Origin of the sequence: Nocardia farcinica (genome assembly GCF_001182745.1) — a bacterium.
In the GTDB taxonomy this organism is placed as follows: Bacteria; Actinomycetota; Actinomycetes; order Mycobacteriales; family Mycobacteriaceae; genus Nocardia; species Nocardia farcinica.
Map to the genome: position 1 here is coordinate 2,989,500 of NZ_LN868938.1, position 17,346 is coordinate 3,006,845.

A 17,346-nucleotide genomic window follows, 5' to 3' on the forward strand; every position below is an offset into this window, starting at 1 on the left:
CGGCGCAGTTGCGATCGCGCTGAATGTAACCGGTGACCGGGGCGCCGAACACGGGCAGCCTTTCGGGGTGACTCGTGTGATCCGCTTCAACGCCTTCGACATGAACTGCGTCGCCCACCAGTCCCCCGGGCTGTGGAAGCACCCCGAGGACCAGTCCTGGCGCTACAAGGACCTGGACTACTGGACCGAGCTGGCCCGGCTGCTCGAACGCGGCCGCTTCGACGGCCTGTTCATCGCCGATGTCCTGGGCACCTACGACGTCTACGGCGCCGGTGACGAGGCCGCGATCCGGCAGGCCGCGCAGATCCCGGTCAACGATCCGATGCTGCTGGTCTCGGCGATGGCGCTGGTGACCGAGCACCTGGGCTTCGGGGTCACCACGGGCACCGGTTTCGAGCACCCGTATCCGTTCGCCCGCCGGATGTCCACCCTCGACCACCTCACCAAGGGCCGCATCGGCTGGAACGTGGTCACCGGCTATCTGCCCGCGGCGGCACGCAACATGGGCCAGACCGACCAGCCGGCGCACGACGCCCGCTACGACCACGCCGACGAATATCTCGAGGTGCTCTACAAGCTGTGGGAGGGTTCCTGGGAGGACGACGCGGTGGTCCGCGACGCCGCGAACGGGGTGTTCACCGACCCGGCCAAGGTGCACCACATCGGCCACGAAGGCACCCACTTCCGGGTGCCGGGCGTGCACCTGTCCGAGCCGTCCCCGCAGCGCACGCCGGTGATCTACCAGGCCGGGTCGTCGCCCCGCGGGGTGCGGTTCGCCGCGGAGAACGCCGAGGCGATCTTCACCGCCGCCCCGACCAAGGCGATCCTGCGCGAGACGGTCGGCACGATCCGCCGGGAACTCGAGATCGCCGGGCGCGACCCGTATTCGGTGCGGATCTTCAATCTGTCCACCGTCATCACCGCCGCCACCGACGAGGAGGCCGCGGCCAGGCACGCCGAGTACCTGTCCTACGGCGACCCCGAGGGCGCGCTGACCTTCATGTCCGGCTGGATGGGCGTGGACCTGGCGCGCTACGGCCTCGACGAACCGGTCGGCAACGTCGATTCCAACGCGATCCTCTCGGCGGTCGCGGCGTTCCGCTCGGCCGATCCCGCGGGCGGTGAGTGGGCGATCCGCGACATCGCCGAGTGGGGCAAGATCGGCGGCATGGGACCGCTGTTCGTGGGTTCCGGTGTGCGCGTGGCCGACACGTTGCAGGAGTGGGTCGAGGAGACCGACGTGGACGGGTTCAATCTCGCCTACGCGATCACGCCCGGCTCGTTCGCCGAGTTCATCGAGCACGTGGTGCCGGTGCTCACCGCGCGCGGCGCCTACCAGTCGGCGTACACGCCGGGCACGTTGCGGCACAAGCTGCTCGGCCGGGGCGACCGCCTGCCCGCCGACCACCGCGGCTCCCGCTACCGGGTCGGCGGGCCGCTGTCGACGATCATCGAGCGGCCGTCGACGGTGCCGTCGTCCTCGGCGTCCACCGCGACCCAACCCGCGCGCGGGCGATAGGAGACCCGACATGACGATCCGTTTGCACTGGTTCCTGCCCACCTACGGCGACAGCCGCCTGATCGTCGGCGGCGGCCACGGCATGCCCGCCGGGGCCGCGCACGGCGACCGGGACGCCTCGATCGACTACCTGGGTTCGATCGTGCGGGCCGCCGAGTCGTTCGGCTTCACCGGCGCGCTGATCCCGACCGGCGCGTGGTGCGAGGACGCCTTCGTCACCGCCGCGCTGCTGGCCCGCGAGACCACCTCGCTGGCGTTCCTGGTGGCGTTCCGGCCCGGTCTGGTCAGCCCGACGCTCTCGGCGCAGATGGCGGCCACCTTCGCCCGTCACGCGCCAGGGCGCATCCTGCTCAACGTGGTGGTCGGCGGGGAGGCACACGAGCAGCGCGCCTTCGGCGACCACCTCGACAAGGACGCCCGCTACCGGCGCTGCGACGAATTCCTCGACGTCGTGCGCAGGCTGTGGGCGGGCGAGACGGTGACGCTGGACGGCGAGCACATCAGGGTCGAGCAGGCCGCGCTGCCGACGCTGCCTGACCCGGTTCCGCCGCTCTACTTCGGCGGCAGTTCGGCCGCCGCGGGCCCGGTCGCCGCGCGGCACGCCGACGTCTACCTCACCTGGGGCGAGCCACCGGCGGCCGTGCGCGAGAAGATCGAGTGGGTCCGCGGCCTCGCCGAGCGGCAGGGCAGGCAGGTGCGGTTCGGCATCCGGTTGCACACCATCTCCCGGGACACCGCCGACGAGGCGTGGGCGCAGGCCGACCGCCTCGTCGCCGCCCTCGATGACGACACCGTCCGCAGCGCCCAGCACGGCCTGCACCGCAGCCAGTCCGAAGGCCAGCGGCGCATGCTGGCGTTGCACGAGCAGCAGCGGCGCGAGGGCAGCTGGCACGACGCGCGCGCCCTGGAGGTGGCGCCCAACCTGTGGGCGGGGGTGGGTCTGGTGCGCGGCGGGGCGGGTACGGCGCTGGTCGGCAGCCACACCGAGGTGGCCGACCGCATCGCCGAGTACGCCGTGATCGGCATCGACGAGTTCATCTTCTCCGGCTACCCGCACCTCGAGGAGCTGTACTGGTTCGGCGAAGGGGTGGTGCCGATCCTGCGTGAGCGCGGGCTGTTCGCGGGTGCGGCGACGACGGTGGCGCCCGCGTCGATCCCGTTCGTCGGCGCGGCGCGATGACGACGATCGTCGCGGCCGCGGAGGCGATCGACGTCGCGGCCGCGCTCGCCGCGGATTTCGCGGCGGGCGCGGCGGCGCGGGACGCGCAGCGGCGGTTGCCGGACGAGCAGGTGGCGGCGTTGAAGACCTCGGGTCTGCTGGCGCTGTCGGTGCCGGTCGAGTACGGCGGGCCCGCCGCCCCGGCCACGGTGCTGGCCGAGGTGTTCCGCATCCTCGCGCACGCCGACCCGTCGCTGGCGCAGATCCCGCACTCGCACTTCGTGTTTCTCGAAGCGCTGCGCCTCCAGGGCACCGACGAGCAGTGCGCCCGCTTCTACGAGCAGGTCCGCGCGGGCGCGCTGCTGGCCAACGCGCAATCCGAACGCGGCCCGCACCCCATCGACGTCGACACCACCACGCTGGTGCGCCGACCGTCCGGCGACTACCTGCTGTCCGGGCGCAAGTTCTACGCCACCGGTGCGCTGTTCGCCGACTGGGTGGTGGTGCGGGCGTCGCTGAGCGAGGGCGCCGAGGCACCGACCGCGGCCACGCCGAAGGCGATCGCGTTCGTCCCCCGCGACGCCACGGGCCTGACGGTGCTCGACGACTGGGGCGGCATGGGCCAGCGCACCACCGCCTCGGGCACGGTCACCCTCGACGACGTCGCGGTGCCCGCCGCCGATGTGGTGCCGTTCTCGCCGATCTTCACCCGCCCCACCGTCTACGGCGCGCGAGCCCAGTTGCTGCACACCGCGATCGACGTCGGTATCGCCACCGGCGCCCTGGCGGCCGGCGTGTGCCAGGCGCGGCGCGCCCGCCCGCATTTCGAGGCCGGGGTGGCCGCGGCGGTCGACGATCCGACCTTGCTGACCGTGGCCGGTGAGCTGGCCGTGACGGTGCGCGGCGCCGAGGCCCTGCTGGCCGCGGCGGCCCGCGCCGTGGACGCCGCCGCGGCGAATCCCACCGAGGAGAGCGCCGCGGAGGCGTCGATCGCCGTCGCCGCGGCGAAGGTGGCCGCCGTCCGGGCCGCGCTGGCCGCCACCAACGGGTTGTTCGAGCTCGGCGGCACCAGCAGCGCGACGGCGGCGGCGAACCTGTCCCGGTACTGGCGCGACGCCCGCACCCACACCCTGCACGATCCGACGCGGTGGAAGGTGCAGCACATCGGCCGCCACACCCTCACCGGCGCGCCGCCACCGCGCCACGGCCAGATCTAGCGGCGGCCACCCGGAGTCAGTGCCGCAGCAGCGATTCCAGCACCTCGGGCAACCCGTCGACCGAATCCAGCACCGCCACCCTGGCATCCGCGAGGGCCGCGAACCGCTGCGCCTCGGCCGGATCGCTGCCCGGCGCGATCACGGCGAGGTCGGGCACCCCGCGGGCGGCCGGGATCGGGTCGACGTCGTCGGTGACGCGGCAGTCCGAGAGCAGCACCGTGACCGAACGCGCCGAACGGGCCCGCGCCAGTTGGCCCGCCGCCGCGCCGAATGCCGCGTGCAACGACGTGGTGCCGTGGCCGCGCAGACCGAGCACCGCGTCCACCACGGCGTCGGGGTCCACGGTGGCGGCGATGTCGTGCAGCACCCGCGCCCGCGCGTCGAAGGCGATCACCGCCAGTTCGGTGCCGGTCTGCCTGGCACGCGTCGCGCAGGCCGCGGCGGCCAGCGCGGCGGTGGCCAGCCGCTCGCCCTCCATCGATCCGGACCGGTCGATCAGCAGGCACAACGCCGCACCCGGCCGGTGCCAGCGGGCGGCGGTGAGTTCGGCCAGGCCGGGCTCCCTGCCCGCGGCGCGGGCGGCGGCGATGGCCTCCAGGGAGGCATCGACGTCCAGATCCCCGCCGTGGTCGGCGCGCTGCCGTCGCATCCGCGGCCTGCCGCCGCCGTGGTGTCGACCGGCCGCGGCGCGTTCGAGCAGCAGGCGCGGCACCAGTGCGTTGATCTTGTCCCGCAATCCGGTGTCGGTGGCCCGCCGCATCGCCATGAGCAGCGGCAGCACCGCGTCCGGGTCGGCGGCGACCGCCGCGCGCACCGCCGCCTCGTCGAGTTCACCGACCTCCGGGGACAATTCGGCGAAACGCTCGGCGCGGCCCAGTTCCGAGCGCGGGAGCGTCCGTTCTCCGCGAGCCCGGCGCGGCCCGCGGTCCTGTTCGGGTGACCGGGAAGCGCCCGCCCCGGCCGGGGGCGGGCTCAGCGTTCCCCCGGACCACCCGCCTCCGAGGGCTCCGGCGTGTCCGGCGCGGGACCGAAGACGGCGGTATAGATCTCCTCGATCACGTCCTCGGCGGTGCGGCCCGCCGATCGGTGCACCTGCACCCGACCGCTCAGCGCGACCCGCGCCGCGTCCAGCCCCACGTGCCAGTCCGCCGTGGGCGCGCCGCGCGCCGCCGCCAGATGGTGGGCGACACCGACCAGATCGATCGCCCCGCGCACCGAGGACCCCACCCGCAGATCGGGGTGCGACCGCGTCGCCCGCACCAACTCCACCGCCCGCGACCGCCACTCGTCGGACACGCGCGGGGCCCGCCGCGCCACGATGGTCTGCTCGGCCTCGGCCGACTGGTAGTCCATCGCGACCCGGCACATCCGGTCGTGCACCGCGCTCGAGATGCGCGCGGTGCCCACCGCGTCGAACGGGTTCATCGCCGCGACCAGCGCGAAGCCGGGCGCGGCGGCGATCGTGCCGAGCCGTGGCACCGCGATCTCCCGCTCGGACATCACCGTGATCAGCGTGTTGAGGGTTTCCTCCGGCACCCGGTTGATCTCCTCGACGTAGAACAGCCCGCCCTCGCGCATCGCGGTGAGCAGCGGTCCGTCCACGAAGATCGCCGGGTCGTAGCCGCGCTGCAACACCTGCGCGGGGTCGAACTGGCCGACGATGCGCGCCGGGGTCAGCTCCGCATTGCCCTCCACCAGCACGAACGAGCTGGCGCGGCGCACCGCCAGATCACGCAGCAGCGTGCTCTTGCCGGTGCCGGGCGGGCCTTCCAGGACGACGTGCGCGCCACTGGCCAGGGCGGCCTCCACGAGCTGGATCTCCCTGGCGCGGTCGACGACGACGTCGGCGGGCGCGAGCGCGCCGCCCGCCGACGTGGCACACCCGTCGGTGAGGGTCACGAGTGGTCGTGCACGAGCACGCCGCGCACGTTCTTGCCGTTGAGCAGGTCGTCGTAGCCCTCGTTGACCTGTTCCAGGGTGTAGGTCTTGGTGATCAGCTCGTCGAGCTTGAGGTCGCCGGACTGGTACAGGCCCAGGATGCGCGGGATGTCGACGGTCGGGTTGCAGTCACCGAACAGGCTGCCGCGCAGTTGCTTACGGAACAGCGTCATCACCGAGCCGGACAGCTGGACGGTGGTCTCCTCGAGCTTGTTCAGGCCGGTGAGCACCACCACGCCGCCCTTGCCGACCGCGTCGAAGCCGCCCTGCACGATCTCGGAGGTCATCAGGCCGGGGGTCAGGATCGCCGAGTCCGCCATCTGGCCGCGGGTCAGGTCGGTGATGGTCTGCATGGCCTCGTCGGCGCTGGCGAAGGCGTGCGTGGCGCCCAGCTCCATCGCCTTCTCCCGCTTGTTCGGCAGCGGGTCGATCGCGATGACGTTCTTCGCCCCGGCCAGCGCCGCGCCCTGCACGGCGTTGATGCCGATGCCGCCGATCCCCATCACCACGACGGTCTGGCCCGCCTTGACCTCGGCGGTGTTGACCGCCGCGCCCCAGCCGGTGGGCACACCGCAGCCGACCAGCACCGCCTTGTCCAGGGGCAGGTCGTCGTCGACCTTCACGCACGAGTTCTGGTGGATCACGCCGTACTGGCTGAACGTGCCGAGCATGCACATCGCACCGTACCGGCCCAGCGGGCCGGTGATCGGGAACCGCTCGCCCGGCAGGTAGCCGTCCAGAATCGTGGCGCCCATGTCGCAGATCGACTGCTGGCCGCTCGAGCAGTAGCGGCAGGTGCCGCAGTTGGGGATGAACGAACAGACGACGTGGTCGCCGGGCTTGACGCGGGTGACCCCGGGCCCGACCTCCTCGATGATGCCCGCGCCCTCGTGTCCGAGCACCATCGGCAGCCGCGCCTCGAGATCACCGTGGGCGATGTGCACGTCGGAATGGCACAACCCGCCGTAGAGGTAGCGGATGAGCACTTCGCCCTCGCGCGGCTTGTCGAGCTCCAGCTCCTCGATCTCGATCGGCTTGCCCGCCTGACGGACCACAGCGGCCTTGGTTTTCATGAGCACTCCTCGCGACGTTCGGTTGTGCGACAACCTTCGCGGCTCACGAAAGCCCGTGGTGTTCGGAAACTGCACAATCCGTCGCGGCGGGGCCTAGCGGATCAGCGGTGCCATCGGGGGGAAGGTGACGGGTAGTTCGGCCAGGGCGCGGTGGAATGGGCCGGGGCGCCAGTTCGGCTTGCCGTCGGGCAGGTCCAGGCGCATCTCCGGCAGCGCGTCGAGCAGCTGGTCGATGGCGTCCTTGGCGATGAGGTAGGCCAGCGACTGCGCCGGGCAGGCGTGCTGGCCCACGCCCCAGGCCAGGTGCGAGCGGTTGCCGGTGAGGTCGCCGCCGCGGATGGCGGGGTCGTTGTTGCAGGCGGCCATGCTGATGACCACCGGCTGGTGGGCGGGCAACCAGACGTCGTCGATGAGGACGGGCTGGCGGGGGTAGGTGATCAACAGGTTCGCCAGCGGCGGGTCGTTGAACAGCACCTCGTCGAGCGCGTCGCGCGAGCTGAGATTGCCGCCGAGCACGCTGTCGCCGAAGCGGTGATCGGTGAGGATCAGCAGCAGCGTGTTGACGATCAGATTGAGCTCGAATTCGATCCCGGTGCCGTAGACCTGCGAGACGTGGTGGGAGACCTCCACGTCGTCGAGCCCGGACGGATGCTGCAGCAGCATCGAGGTGATGTCGCGGCGCGGCTCGGAGCGCTTGAGCGTCACCAGTTTCCGCAGCGCCTCGCCGAGCAGTTGGTTGCCCTTCTCCGCGTCCACGCCCTCGAGCAGCGCGGCGGTGCCCGCGGCGACCTGCTGGCCGATCTCCGGCGGGCAGCCGAGCATCGCGTTGACCACGGCGAAGACCAGCGGGAAGACGTACTGGCGGATGAGGTCGGCGTGCCCGTCCTGGCAGAACGCGTTGATCAGCGGAACGGCGACCTCCTCCACGATGTCGTGCATCGCGTACAGGTCGACCTGGTCGATGCTCGCGGTGATGGCCTGCCGGTAGCGCACGAACTCCGCACCGGTGCTGCGGCTGGCCATCGGCCGCCACTCGAGCAGCGGCAGGATCGGGCAGTCGGCGGGCACCGTCTTCTGCCAGGTGCGCGGATCGGCGGGAAAGTGCTCGGGGTCGTTGAGGATGCGCAGGGCGGTGCCGTAGCCGATCACCAGCGTGGCGGGCACGCCGGGCGCCAGCTCCACCGGCGCGAGGGAGCCGTAGCGGGCCCGCATCTCGCGGTAGACCCGATGCGGGTCGGCGGCGAACTCCGGTGTGTAGAGCGGCACCGAAGCCTCGTCGAAGGTGACCGGCGAACCGTGCGCAACCGGGCAGGACTGGACCGGCACCCGGGACTGGGGCGTACTCAAAGGAAGAACTCCAGACTGTTCACGTGTACTGCGAGTGTGGCACCACGCTGTGCCGGGACGCTGCTCTGGAAGCGCGTGACGCGGCCTCCACCGGAACTCGTCGAATGGTATAGCCGACCGCGCGCGGATGGGTATCCAACCCGAAAACCATCTGCGCAGAATCTTTTTCGCGTCCAGACCGGTCGGTCGCGATCCGGCCCGGACGCGGCGCGATCAGACGCCCAGGGCGCCCAGGGAATCGTGATCGTCGATGGCGGTGGTGATCCGGCGCAGCAGCGTCAGACAGGTCTCCTCCGACTGCATCTTCGGCTGGTAGGCGGCGCGGCCGATGGTGAAAGCCCATGCCGCGTAGGCGAACATTGATTGCTGCCGGTACGCCAGCCACGCCTCGTCGAACGAGGGCGCCTTACCCCCCAGCTCGCCGAGCTCGTCGAGATAGGCGGTGAGCAGCTCGCGATCCCACTCCCGCCGGTCCGCCGGCTCGCACCCGGAGTTGACCGTGTAGGCGAAATCGTGCGCCCAGCCGCCGCGCATCACCACCTGCCAGTCCACGAATCCCATCCGGCCGGTGTCGGTCCGGTAGGTCTGCCCGATGTGCGGGTCACCGTGCAGCAGGGTCTGCGGCATCTCGTCGGTGGCGATGTCGATGGCGCGGGCGACACCGGCCCACAGCCGCTCGCTCTGTCCGTGCAGCGCTTCCGGCACCACCGAGGCGGCGCGCCGCAATCCCACCGCGCAGCGCTTCTTCATGTCGATCGCGGCCAGATACGCCTGCAACGCCTCGGTGGTCGTCTTGAGCACCGCGATGTCGGGATGCGTCCAGAATGTGCGGTGCAGCCGGGCCAGATTGCGCACCAGATCCTCCATCTGGTCGCGCCCGATCCTGGCGTTGGGCTCGATGAACTGCGCGCCCCGGGTGGCGGCGATGTCCTCCATCAAGGCGATCGAACGCCACGATCCCGCATCGGCGGCGCCCCAGTAGCCGATCGGCGCCTCCATCTCCACCTGGGGACGGAAGTCGCGGAAGAAACGGGTCTCGCCGTCGATCATCTTGCCGCCGCCGAGCAGGATGCGCTGCGAGAAGGCGGTGGTGGTCTTGGCGAACAGCCGCGTCGGCAGCCCCGCCACCGCACCGGTCTCGTTGTACTGCACGCGGATCGCCACCCGGGTGGAGGTGCCGACGCTGCCGTCGGCGGTCTCGAACGAAACCGCCTCCGCCCCGGGCACATCCCGGCACAGCACGGCCGTCAGCCACTCCGGCGTGATGGTCTCCCCAGAGACCGGTACGTCGTCGATGGTGCGCGCCTTCGGCCGGGTGATCTTCTCCCCCAGCATGCGTGTGCCGACCGTCAGGGAACGCCCGAGCAACCAGAGCTTGTGGTTCATACACCTGCCTCGATTCGCCGAACACGACCGTTGCCGCACCGGGCAACCGATCGCCAGGTGCACGGGACCGCCCGACAGTACCGCATCCTACGGTCGGGGTAACCGGTTGTATCCCAACGAATTCCGGAATCAGCAGGTCAGCTGGTGTGGTCGTCGTCTTTCGTGGCCACGGTGGACGGCACGGAGAGCTCCGCGCCCGCGCCGTGCCCGGCGCGCCTGCCCGCGTGCGCCTCGGCGCGCATCCGCTCGGCCATGTGCGGATAGTGCAGCTCGAAAGCCGGTCGCTCGGAGCGGATCCGGGGCAGCTCGTAGAAGTTGTGCCGCGGCGGCGGGCAGGTGGTGGCCCACTCCAGCGAATTCCCCGCACCCCACGGGTCGTCCACCGTCACCACCTCGCCGTAGCGGAAACTCTTGAAGCCGTTCCACACGAAGGTGACCATCGAGATGCCCAGCAGGAACGATCCGATGGTGGACACCGTGTTCAGGCCGGTGAAGCCGTCGGACGGCAGGTAGTCGGCGTAGCGGCGCGGCATGCCCTCGTTGCCGAGCCAGTGCTGCACCAGGAACGTCAGGTGGAAGCCGAGGAACGTGGTCCAGAAGTGCAGCCTGCCCAGCCGCTCGTCCATGAAGCGGCCGGTGAGCTTGGGGAACCAGAAGTAGATGCCGGCGAAGGTGGCGAACACGATGGTGCCGAAGAGCACGTAGTGGAAGTGCGCCACCACGAAGTAGGAGTCGGTGACGTGCCAGTCCAGCGGCGGGCTGGCCAGGATGACCCCGGACAGGCCGCCGAGCAGGAACGTCACGATGAAGCCGATCGCGAACAGCATCGGTGTCTCGAAGGTGATCTGACCCTTCCACATGGTGCCGATCCAGTTGAAGAACTTCACCCCGGTGGGCACCGCGATGAGGAAGGTCATCATCGAGAAGAACGGCAGCAGCACCGCGCCGGTGGCGTACATGTGGTGCGCCCACACCGCCATCGACAGCGCCGCGATCGCCAGCGTCGCGTAGACCAGCGCCGTGTAGCCGAAGATCGGCTTGCGGCTGAACACCGGGATGACCTCGCTGATGATCCCGAAGAACGGCAACGCGATGATGTAGACCTCGGGGTGGCCGAAGAACCAGAACAGGTGCTGGTAGAGGATCGCCCCACCGTTGGCGGGGTCGTAGATGTGCCCGCCGAGGTGCCGGTCGTAGGCCAGCGCCATCAGCGCCGCGGTGAGGATCGGGAATGCCAGCAGCACCAGGATGCTGGTGATCAGGATGTTCCAGGTGAAGATCGGCATCCGGAACATCGTCATGCCGGGCGCGCGCAGGCACACCACGGTCGTGATCATGTTGACCGCGCCGAGGATGGTGCCCAGGCCCGACACCGCCAGGCCGAGAATCCACAGATCCGCGCCCACACCCGGCGAGTGCTCGCTCAGGCTCAGCGGGGTGTAGGCCGTCCAGCCGAAGTCGGCGGCGCCGCCGGGGGTGAGGAAGCCCGCGGTGGCCATCGTCGCGCCGAACAGGTACAGCCAGTAGCTGAAGGCGTTCAGGCGCGGGAACGCCACGTCGGGGGCACCGATCTGCAACGGCAGCACCGCGTTGGCGAATCCGAACACCACCGGTGTCGCGTAGAACAGCAGCATGATCGTGCCGTGCATGGTGAACAACTGGTTGTACTGCTCGGCCGAGAGGAACTGCAGCCCCGGCCGGGCCAGCTCGCCGCGCATGAGCAGGGCCAGCAGCCCGCCGATGAGGAAGAACCCGGTGGCCGAGACCAGATACAGGACACCGAGGTCCTTGGGATCGGTGGTGGTGACCATCTTGCGCAGGTAGGAGCCCTTGGGTCCGTGCCGCGCCGGGTAGGGGCGAGTCGCCGGGAGAGCGGGACGGCGCTGAGCGGGTGTTGCGGTCACGGCTCCTCCTCACCACACCGGATCCCCCCGTTCCGGCCCGTCGTACCCGTTCTAGGCGCGGCTAAACCCGCATGTCAGGAATGTTCCCGCGCAATCTGGCGGGCCCAGGCCGCCAGCCAGCCCACCTCCATCGCCGCGTCCAGCAGATAGGTCGGGGGTATCCGCCCGGCGGGCACGAACACGAGGTCGATGGCGAGCAGCCAGACCGCCGGAACCAGCCCGGCGCGGCGCGCGGCCCGCACACCGGCCGGAGTCGGCTCGGCCAGCAACTGCACCACGCCGGTGCCCGCCAGCAGGCCGCCCACGGTGTACTGCAGCCACCGGTCCTGCTTGGGGCCGAACACGGCCTCGAAACTGCGGACACTCACCAGCGGCCACAGCCCGCCGACCAGGTTGAACGCCCCGTGCGCGCGGGCCAGCGCGAGCCCGCGCACCTGCGGGCCACTCATCGGCGCGGCTTCGTGACGGGGGCCTTCGCGCGATCCGTCCCGGCGGCGGACGAACCGGCCACAACGCCGGCGGTCGAATCGATCGTGGGTGCTCGCATGGGCGGACTTCTCCTCGGATGTCGGCGGCTGACGCATCGCCGGAGACCGTTCGTCGGTGACGGCGTCGGTCGAGGCGGTACCCGGGGCGGCGCGGGGCAAACCGTCACGGCGCGTGGTGGGCGGCGGCGGTAGTCTGGCGCAGAGCAGTCCGGGGCGGTGTCGGGCCCCGAGTCCATGTCCCGCCCCACCGAGAGGATGCGCGATGGACGTGCTCGTCGCGGGAGCCACCGGATTCATCGGGCAACGGCTGTGCCCGAAGCTGGTGACGGCCGGGCATCGGGTGCGGGCGATGACGCGGGCCCCGATGAGCTATCGCGGCGTGGGCACCCCGGTCGGCGCCGACGTCGCCGACCCGGCCTCGCTGCGCGCGGCCCTCGACGGCTGCGACAGCGCCTACTACCTGGTCCATTCGCTGACGAAGACCGACTTCCGCGCCCGCGATGCGACCGCGGCCCGCAATTTCGGCACCGCCGCGGCCGCGGCGGGCGTGGACCGGATCATCTATCTCGGCGGGCTGGGCGACGACAACGACGACCTGTCCGAGCACCTGCGCAGCCGCCGGGAAGTGGAGAGCCTGCTGGCCGACGGCGGCGTTCCGGTCACCACGCTGCGGGCGGGAATCATCGTGGGGCACGGCGGGATCTCGTGGGAGATCACCCGCCAGCTGGTGGAGCACCTGCCGGTGATGGTGGCCCCGCGCTGGGTGCGCACCCGCACCCAGCCGATCGCCGCCGACGATGTCATCCGCTATCTCGTCGGCGTGCTCGAGATCCCCGGGACCGCCGGACGCACCTTCGACATCGGCGGTCCCGACGTGCTGGCCTACCTCGACATGCTGCGCCGGGTGGCGCGCATCGAGGGCAGGCCCGCGCTGATCCTGCCGGTGCCGCTGCTGTCGCCGCGGTTGTCGGCCCAGTGGCTGGCGCTGGTCACCGATGTCGACGTGCGCACCGGCCGGTCCCTGGTCGATTCGATGGTCAACGAGGTGCTGGTGCGCGACACCGCCATTCGCGAGTTCCTGCCCTTCGAGCCGATGGGCTACGACGCGGCGGTGCTGCGGGCGCTCGGCGAGCGCGTCGGCCTCCGGGACGGGACGTGAACCGCCGCGACCGAGCCCCGGTCGTGCTGGTGGGCGCGCTCGGCACCGGCCTGCTCGGCGTCTCGTTGACCGCGCCGCCGGACAGCGCCCGTTTCTACGGCCTGACGCTCGCCACCGCCGCGACGTTCACCGCGGGCGGGCTGGCCGCCACCCCGCCCGGGCCGCCCGGCGATCGGCGGGTGCTGCCCCCGGTGCTGCTCGGCGTGGGCGCCTTCGGCGTGTTCTACGGCTGCGCGCTGGTGGCCCGGCGGATTCCGCTGCTGCGCAGGGCCATCGCGCACCTGCTGCGCTACGCCGACCGCGGCCGCACCCCGGCGGTGCTGCTGACCGCGCTCGCCAACGGCGCCGCCGAGGAGGTGTTCTTCCGCGGGGCCGTCTACGCGGCGGCGGGCACCCATCCGGTCGCGGTCTCGACCGGCGTGTACGTGCTCACCACGACGGCGACCCGCAACCCCGCGCTGGTGCTCGCCGCGGCCGTCATGGGGTCGCTGTTCGGCCTGCAACGCCGCCGCACCGGCGGCATCACCGCGTCGCTGCTGACCCACCTGACCTGGTCGACGTTGATGCTGCACTACCTGCCGCCGCTGTTCCTGCCCGAGCCGGGCAGGAACAGCTGACCGGACTCACGCCGGTTGCGGCTGCGCCTCGGCGCTGTCGGTGGCCGAGCTGGGCCGCACCCGCGGGATCGTGAACACCGCGAGCACGCAGGCGATCGCGATCGCGAAGCACAGCAGCGTGTACCAGAGGTTGCCGATCGGGTCGCCGTTGTCGGTGATGCCGTCGACCGCCCCGAAGTAGGCGGGCAGCGCGGTCACCCACAGCAGCGCCATCACGGCCAGATACACCACCGCGTACCAGCGGGCGAAGTCGTCGACGAAGCCCGGTCCCTGTGCCGGATCCCGGCGCAGCAGCGACCACTGGCGGGTCAGCGCCCACACCGCCACCGCGCTGACGGCCAGCAGTTCCAGGCCGTACACCACGCCGCGCACCGGCGTGCCCGCCAGGCCGAGCACGGTCGCGGGCAGCGGCAGCAGGAAGGTGCCGACCGAGGCCAGCAGCCCGATCACCACGGTCCGCCAGACCAGTTCGACGCCGCCGAACTCGCGGCCGCGGTCGACGTGCCTGCCCACGAACCACTGCACGCAGAACGCCAGCGACATCGGCCACAGCGCGGCGAAGACGACCACGCTCGGGAACGGCACGGAATCGAACATCGGCTGGTTGATCGGATTGGTCGTCGACCACTCCCACCACCGCAGCTGCGGCCCCAGGTGATCGAAGATCTCGTAGAAGGCGTGGTGCACGAAGCCCACGCAGGCCGCGCCGATCACCGGGCCGTACCGGCGGAACACCCCGAGCATCCGGACGATCTCGAAGGCGATGGTGGCCATGAGCGGGTAGATCGCCACGATGTAGAGCGGCAGCCTGCCCCACAGGAAATCGACGGTGAACACGTTGTGCGCGAACATCGTGTCCACGTGTTCCTCGATGCCGAACGCGGCCGGGAAGTACAGCGGCGGCTCGATGACGAACAGGTAGGCGGTCGCGCCGAACCACAGCACCAGGTTGGTGGGGTCGCCCTGGCGGCGCAGCCGCAGCACGGCCAGCACCAGGGCCAGGACCGCGCCGACGACGATGGTCAGCTCCAGCACCGGCAGGGTCCAGTTCTCCAGCGCGAACGGGCTGCGGAATTCCACGAGGCCGCCGGCTTCGGCGCAGGAGAAGCCCAGCTCCTCGGCGAGTTGGGCGAAGGTGGGCGAACAGCGATCGGACATGGTGCGGCCACTCCCTACGACGCGGTGGTCGAATTGTTCGATTCGGCGGTGTACCAGCGCTGCACGTCGTAGCCCGCCTCGTAGCGCCGGAACCACTCGTCGGCCAGCGCGGGCAGCTTCTCGTGGGCGGGATTGTGCTTGGGCAGCTGGCTGCGCACGATGCCGACCAGCGCGATCAGCTGCTCACGCAGCGGCAGTTCGTCGAACGCGCGCAGCATCGGCCCGTCGTTGGTCGGTGTCAGCCCCGGCACCCACTTGCGCAGCGTCTGCATGCGCCGGTACCTGGCGAACATGGCCAGCGCGTCGACCTGCCGTTCGGCCAGCGGCACATGCTTGTTGAAGCCCGCCGAGGCGATCTTGATGACGTCGAGCACGTGCTTGAAGATCGAGGGCGCCACCCGCATCCGGTACAGGTCGCTGCCCACCACCGAGTCGAAGATGATCAGCGCCGAGCTGCGGTGTTCGACCTCCTCGACGAAGTGCCAGATGAACAGCGAGGCCACCCGGTCGTCGCCGGGGCGGAACAGCGCGGCCTCGTTGTCGAGCATGAGTTTGAAGACGGGGGTGAAGGTGGCCTCGAGGTCGGCGGTGTAGGCGAGGCGGTACTCGAGGGAGGTGTCGCGGGTGAGCTGGTCGAAGGCGCCGATCACCTCGTCGAGGGTTTCCTGCAGGCCCGGGTAGTGCCGGATCAGGCCCTTCACGTGCTGGCGGTGCGCGGTGGAGTGCTGGCCCTCCTGGCGCATGAACGCCTCGGCCTCCTCGGCCACCGCCGGATCGGTGATCAGCGGCTTGGCCTGCAGGATCATGTTCACGATCATCTTCTCGAAACCGATGGCCAGGAACGACACCGCGTTGGCCATGCTCGAGAACGCCGGATTGCGCGGGTTCCACAGGAACGGCACTTCGTGATCCTCGAAGGCGAAGTTCATCTTTCGGACTACCAGGTCGGTCATGGCTACCTCGTCTGACGGAAGCGGGTGGCCGCGCCCACGGCGAGCCACTGTCAGCACAACCATACACAGACCGCCCAATGTGTATGATCACTTTGCCGAGATTCGGCACCACCGGCGGTCGCGGGCGCTGTGATAGCGTCGAGCCCTTGATCTGGAGATGAGCGGCTGATCCGGAGACGAGCGGAGCCGAGGAAGCGGGCGGTGGCACGAAGGCGCGGGTGGGGCGGTAGTCCGCCGGACAGCGACGAGGAGGCCACGCGCCGGATCGTCGCCACCGCGGTCGATCTCATCGCGCGCACCGGAGCCGAGATCAGCATCGCCGACGTCGCCGAATCGCTCGGGGTCATCCGCCAGACCGTCTACCGCTACTTCCCCAGCGCCGAGGCCCTGATGAAGGCCGCGGCGATCGCCTCGGTGGACGGCTTCCTCGACCGCCTCGCCGCCCACGTCGCGGGGCTGGAGGATCCGGTGGAGGCGATGACCGAGGGCGTGGTGTTCACCCTCACCGAGGTGCGCCGCACCCCGCACCTGGGCATCCTGATCACCGGCAGCTACGCCAACGTGCACAGCGACGGCATCACCTCCGAAGAGGCCAAGGCCTTCGGCCTCACCATGATCCGCCGCTTCGACGTGGACTGGGAACGCTACGGCTACGACGACGAATCACTGCCCGAACTCGTCGAGTACATCCTGCGCACCATGCAGTCGTTCTTCGTCTCCCCCGGCCATCCGCCGCGCACCGAGGACGAGCTGCGCCGGTATCTGCGCCGCTGGATGGGCTCGGCGATCATCGCCCAGACCCGGCAGCCTGCCGCGCCGCGCGGATAGCCCTCACGGGCCCGACTCCCCGCCGGGCAGCGGGTGCGCGAGGAACCCGTCGGCGAAGAACTGCATCGAGCCGCACCCGTCGCACCGATAGGCGTGCTGGTCGAGAACCTGCTGCCCGAGCTCGCTCGGATGGTCGGTGAGGAACCCGCGGTGGCCGGTGAGGAAGCCGAGCACGCCCAGGTAGGTGCGCTGCCGGTGACACCAGGGGCAGGTGAGATCGATCGATTCGCGTAAGCGGCGAATCCGGTCCTCCCGCTCGGCGATCCGGGCGCGCACCTGGCGCAGGTAGTGATCGGCCTCCGACAGCGACAGCCGGGCAGGCTCGCTCCACGGGCCCTCGTAGACGCCGTCGACGGCGGTGCGCAGGTGCGCGAACTCGGCCTGCGAGCGGCGCACGACGCGGGTGCCGCCGATCCCGCCGGGCACCCGGTAGGTGAGTTCCGCGCGGGAGACATCGGCGGGCAGCCCGCGGCTGATCCTGATCCGCTTCGGATCCTCGGCGTCCGGCTTGTGGTCGATCCCCCGCACACCGCGCACGATACCGCCCACCGGCCGTACTCGCGCGCCGCCGAACGCGGCCCGACCGCACCGGCGCCCCAC

16 protein-coding genes are annotated in these 17,346 nt (G+C 70.8%); 6 read left to right on the top strand and 10 right to left on the bottom strand.

The window, feature by feature from the left end:
* Nucleotides 1-67: 67 nt before the first annotated feature.
* From AMO33_RS14240 to AMO33_RS14250, 3 genes are read left to right on the top strand one after another with little or no spacing between them, the layout of a single operon-like run.
* On the top strand, nt 68-1,519 hold the full coding sequence (locus AMO33_RS14240) for an LLM class flavin-dependent oxidoreductase (protein WP_011207732.1): 1,452 nt from the start codon (nt 68-70) through the stop codon (nt 1,517-1,519).
* A 10-nt stretch (nt 1,520-1,529) separates the two neighbouring features.
* Nucleotides 1,530-2,699, top strand: coding sequence for an LLM class flavin-dependent oxidoreductase (locus AMO33_RS14245; protein ID WP_060592918.1), 1,170 nt, complete (start codon nt 1,530-1,532; stop codon nt 2,697-2,699).
* Nucleotides 2,696-3,895 carry an SfnB family sulfur acquisition oxidoreductase gene (locus AMO33_RS14250; protein ID WP_060592919.1) on the top strand — a complete coding sequence of 400 codons (1,200 nt, stop codon included), beginning with the start codon at nt 2,696-2,698 and terminating at the stop codon, nt 3,893-3,895. Before AMO33_RS14245 ends, AMO33_RS14250 begins: the two co-directional genes overlap by 4 nt.
* A gap of 16 nt (nt 3,896-3,911) precedes the next feature.
* Here the strand turns inward: AMO33_RS14250 and AMO33_RS14255 are convergent, their stop codons facing one another.
* From AMO33_RS14255 to AMO33_RS14285, 7 genes are all read right to left on the bottom strand, one after another.
* Nucleotides 3,912-4,745 carry a vWA domain-containing protein gene (locus tag AMO33_RS14255; RefSeq protein WP_197657709.1) on the bottom strand — a complete coding sequence of 278 codons (834 nt, stop codon included), beginning with the start codon at nt 4,743-4,745 and terminating at the stop codon, nt 3,912-3,914.
* Between the two features lie 122 nt (nt 4,746-4,867).
* The gene (locus AMO33_RS14260; protein WP_011207728.1) at nt 4,868-5,794 is read right to left on the bottom strand and encodes an AAA family ATPase; all 927 of its coding nucleotides are present in this window, start codon (nt 5,792-5,794) and stop codon (nt 4,868-4,870) included.
* A complete protein-coding gene (locus AMO33_RS14265) occupies nt 5,791-6,906 on the bottom strand; it encodes an NDMA-dependent alcohol dehydrogenase (protein ID WP_011207727.1) in 1,116 nt (371 codons plus the stop codon). The genes AMO33_RS14260 and AMO33_RS14265 overlap by 4 nt, the downstream gene beginning before the upstream one ends.
* A 93-nt stretch (nt 6,907-6,999) precedes the next feature.
* Entirely contained in the window at nt 7,000-8,253 is a 1,254-nt protein-coding gene (locus AMO33_RS14270) for a cytochrome P450 family protein (protein WP_060592920.1), read from the bottom strand.
* A 213-nt stretch (nt 8,254-8,466) separates the two neighbouring features.
* Nucleotides 8,467-9,639, bottom strand: coding sequence for an aminoglycoside phosphotransferase family protein (locus tag AMO33_RS14275; RefSeq protein ID WP_060592921.1), 1,173 nt, complete (start codon nt 9,637-9,639; stop codon nt 8,467-8,469).
* A 137-nt stretch (nt 9,640-9,776) separates the two neighbouring features.
* On the bottom strand, nt 9,777-11,543 hold the full coding sequence (ctaD, locus tag AMO33_RS14280) for an aa3-type cytochrome oxidase subunit I (RefSeq protein ID WP_011207724.1): 1,767 nt from the start codon (nt 11,541-11,543) through the stop codon (nt 9,777-9,779).
* A 74-nt stretch (nt 11,544-11,617) separates the two neighbouring features.
* Nucleotides 11,618-11,992: a hypothetical protein gene (locus AMO33_RS14285; RefSeq protein WP_060592922.1), complete on the bottom strand. Its 375-nt coding sequence runs from the start codon at nt 11,990-11,992 to the stop codon at nt 11,618-11,620.
* A gap of 301 nt (nt 11,993-12,293) precedes the next feature.
* Here AMO33_RS14285 and AMO33_RS14290 point away from each other — a divergent pair, with 301 nt between their 5' ends.
* Together AMO33_RS14290 and AMO33_RS14295 are read left to right on the top strand one after the other, a co-directional pair.
* Entirely contained in the window at nt 12,294-13,190 is an 897-nt protein-coding gene (locus AMO33_RS14290; protein ID WP_060592923.1) for an NAD(P)H-binding protein, read from the top strand.
* The gene (locus tag AMO33_RS14295; protein WP_082668665.1) at nt 13,187-13,807 is read left to right on the top strand and encodes a CPBP family intramembrane glutamic endopeptidase; all 621 of its coding nucleotides are present in this window, start codon (nt 13,187-13,189) and stop codon (nt 13,805-13,807) included. The genes AMO33_RS14290 and AMO33_RS14295 overlap by 4 nt, the downstream gene beginning before the upstream one ends.
* A 6-nt stretch (nt 13,808-13,813) precedes the next feature.
* Here the strand turns inward: AMO33_RS14295 and AMO33_RS14300 are convergent, their stop codons facing one another.
* A complete protein-coding gene (locus tag AMO33_RS14300) occupies nt 13,814-14,965 on the bottom strand; it encodes a hypothetical protein (protein ID WP_060592924.1) in 1,152 nt (383 codons plus the stop codon).
* A 14-nt stretch (nt 14,966-14,979) separates the two neighbouring features.
* Nucleotides 14,980-15,918 (bottom strand): metal-dependent hydrolase, encoded by a 939-nt coding sequence (locus AMO33_RS14305; RefSeq protein WP_060592925.1) that lies wholly within the window; start codon nt 15,916-15,918, stop codon nt 14,980-14,982.
* Nucleotides 15,919-16,119: 201 nt separating this feature from the next.
* On the opposite strand from AMO33_RS14305, the gene AMO33_RS14310 reads away from it, so the two are divergent.
* Nucleotides 16,120-16,746 carry a TetR/AcrR family transcriptional regulator gene (locus AMO33_RS14310; RefSeq protein ID WP_060592926.1) on the top strand — a complete coding sequence of 209 codons (627 nt, stop codon included), beginning with the start codon at nt 16,120-16,122 and terminating at the stop codon, nt 16,744-16,746.
* A gap of 3 nt (nt 16,747-16,749) precedes the next feature.
* On the opposite strand, the gene AMO33_RS14315 is transcribed toward AMO33_RS14310, so the two are convergent.
* Nucleotides 16,750-17,274: a hypothetical protein gene (locus AMO33_RS14315; RefSeq protein ID WP_139337510.1), complete on the bottom strand. Its 525-nt coding sequence runs from the start codon at nt 17,272-17,274 to the stop codon at nt 16,750-16,752.
* Between the last annotated feature and the right edge of the window lie 72 nt (nt 17,275-17,346).

Bases quoted from the DNA above. Each gene is read 5' to 3' on its own strand.
- AMO33_RS14245 (WP_060592918.1), top strand. From the start codon at position 1,530: ATGACGATCCGTTTGCACTGGTTCCTGCCCACCTACGGCGACAGCCGC.
- AMO33_RS14250 (WP_060592919.1), top strand. From the start codon at position 2,696: ATGACGACGATCGTCGCGGCCGCGGAGGCGATCGACGTCGCGGCCGCG.
- AMO33_RS14265 (WP_011207727.1), bottom strand. From the start codon at position 6,906: ATGAAAACCAAGGCCGCTGTGGTCCGTCAGGCGGGCAAGCCGATCGAG.
- AMO33_RS14275 (WP_060592921.1), bottom strand. From the start codon at position 9,639: ATGAACCACAAGCTCTGGTTGCTCGGGCGTTCCCTGACGGTCGGCACA.
- AMO33_RS14285 (WP_060592922.1), bottom strand. From the start codon at position 11,992: ATGAGTGGCCCGCAGGTGCGCGGGCTCGCGCTGGCCCGCGCGCACGGG.
- AMO33_RS14290 (WP_060592923.1), top strand. From the start codon at position 12,294: ATGGACGTGCTCGTCGCGGGAGCCACCGGATTCATCGGGCAACGGCTG.
- AMO33_RS14300 (WP_060592924.1), bottom strand. From the start codon at position 14,965: ATGTCCGATCGCTGTTCGCCCACCTTCGCCCAACTCGCCGAGGAGCTG.
- AMO33_RS14305 (WP_060592925.1), bottom strand. From the start codon at position 15,918: ATGACCGACCTGGTAGTCCGAAAGATGAACTTCGCCTTCGAGGATCAC.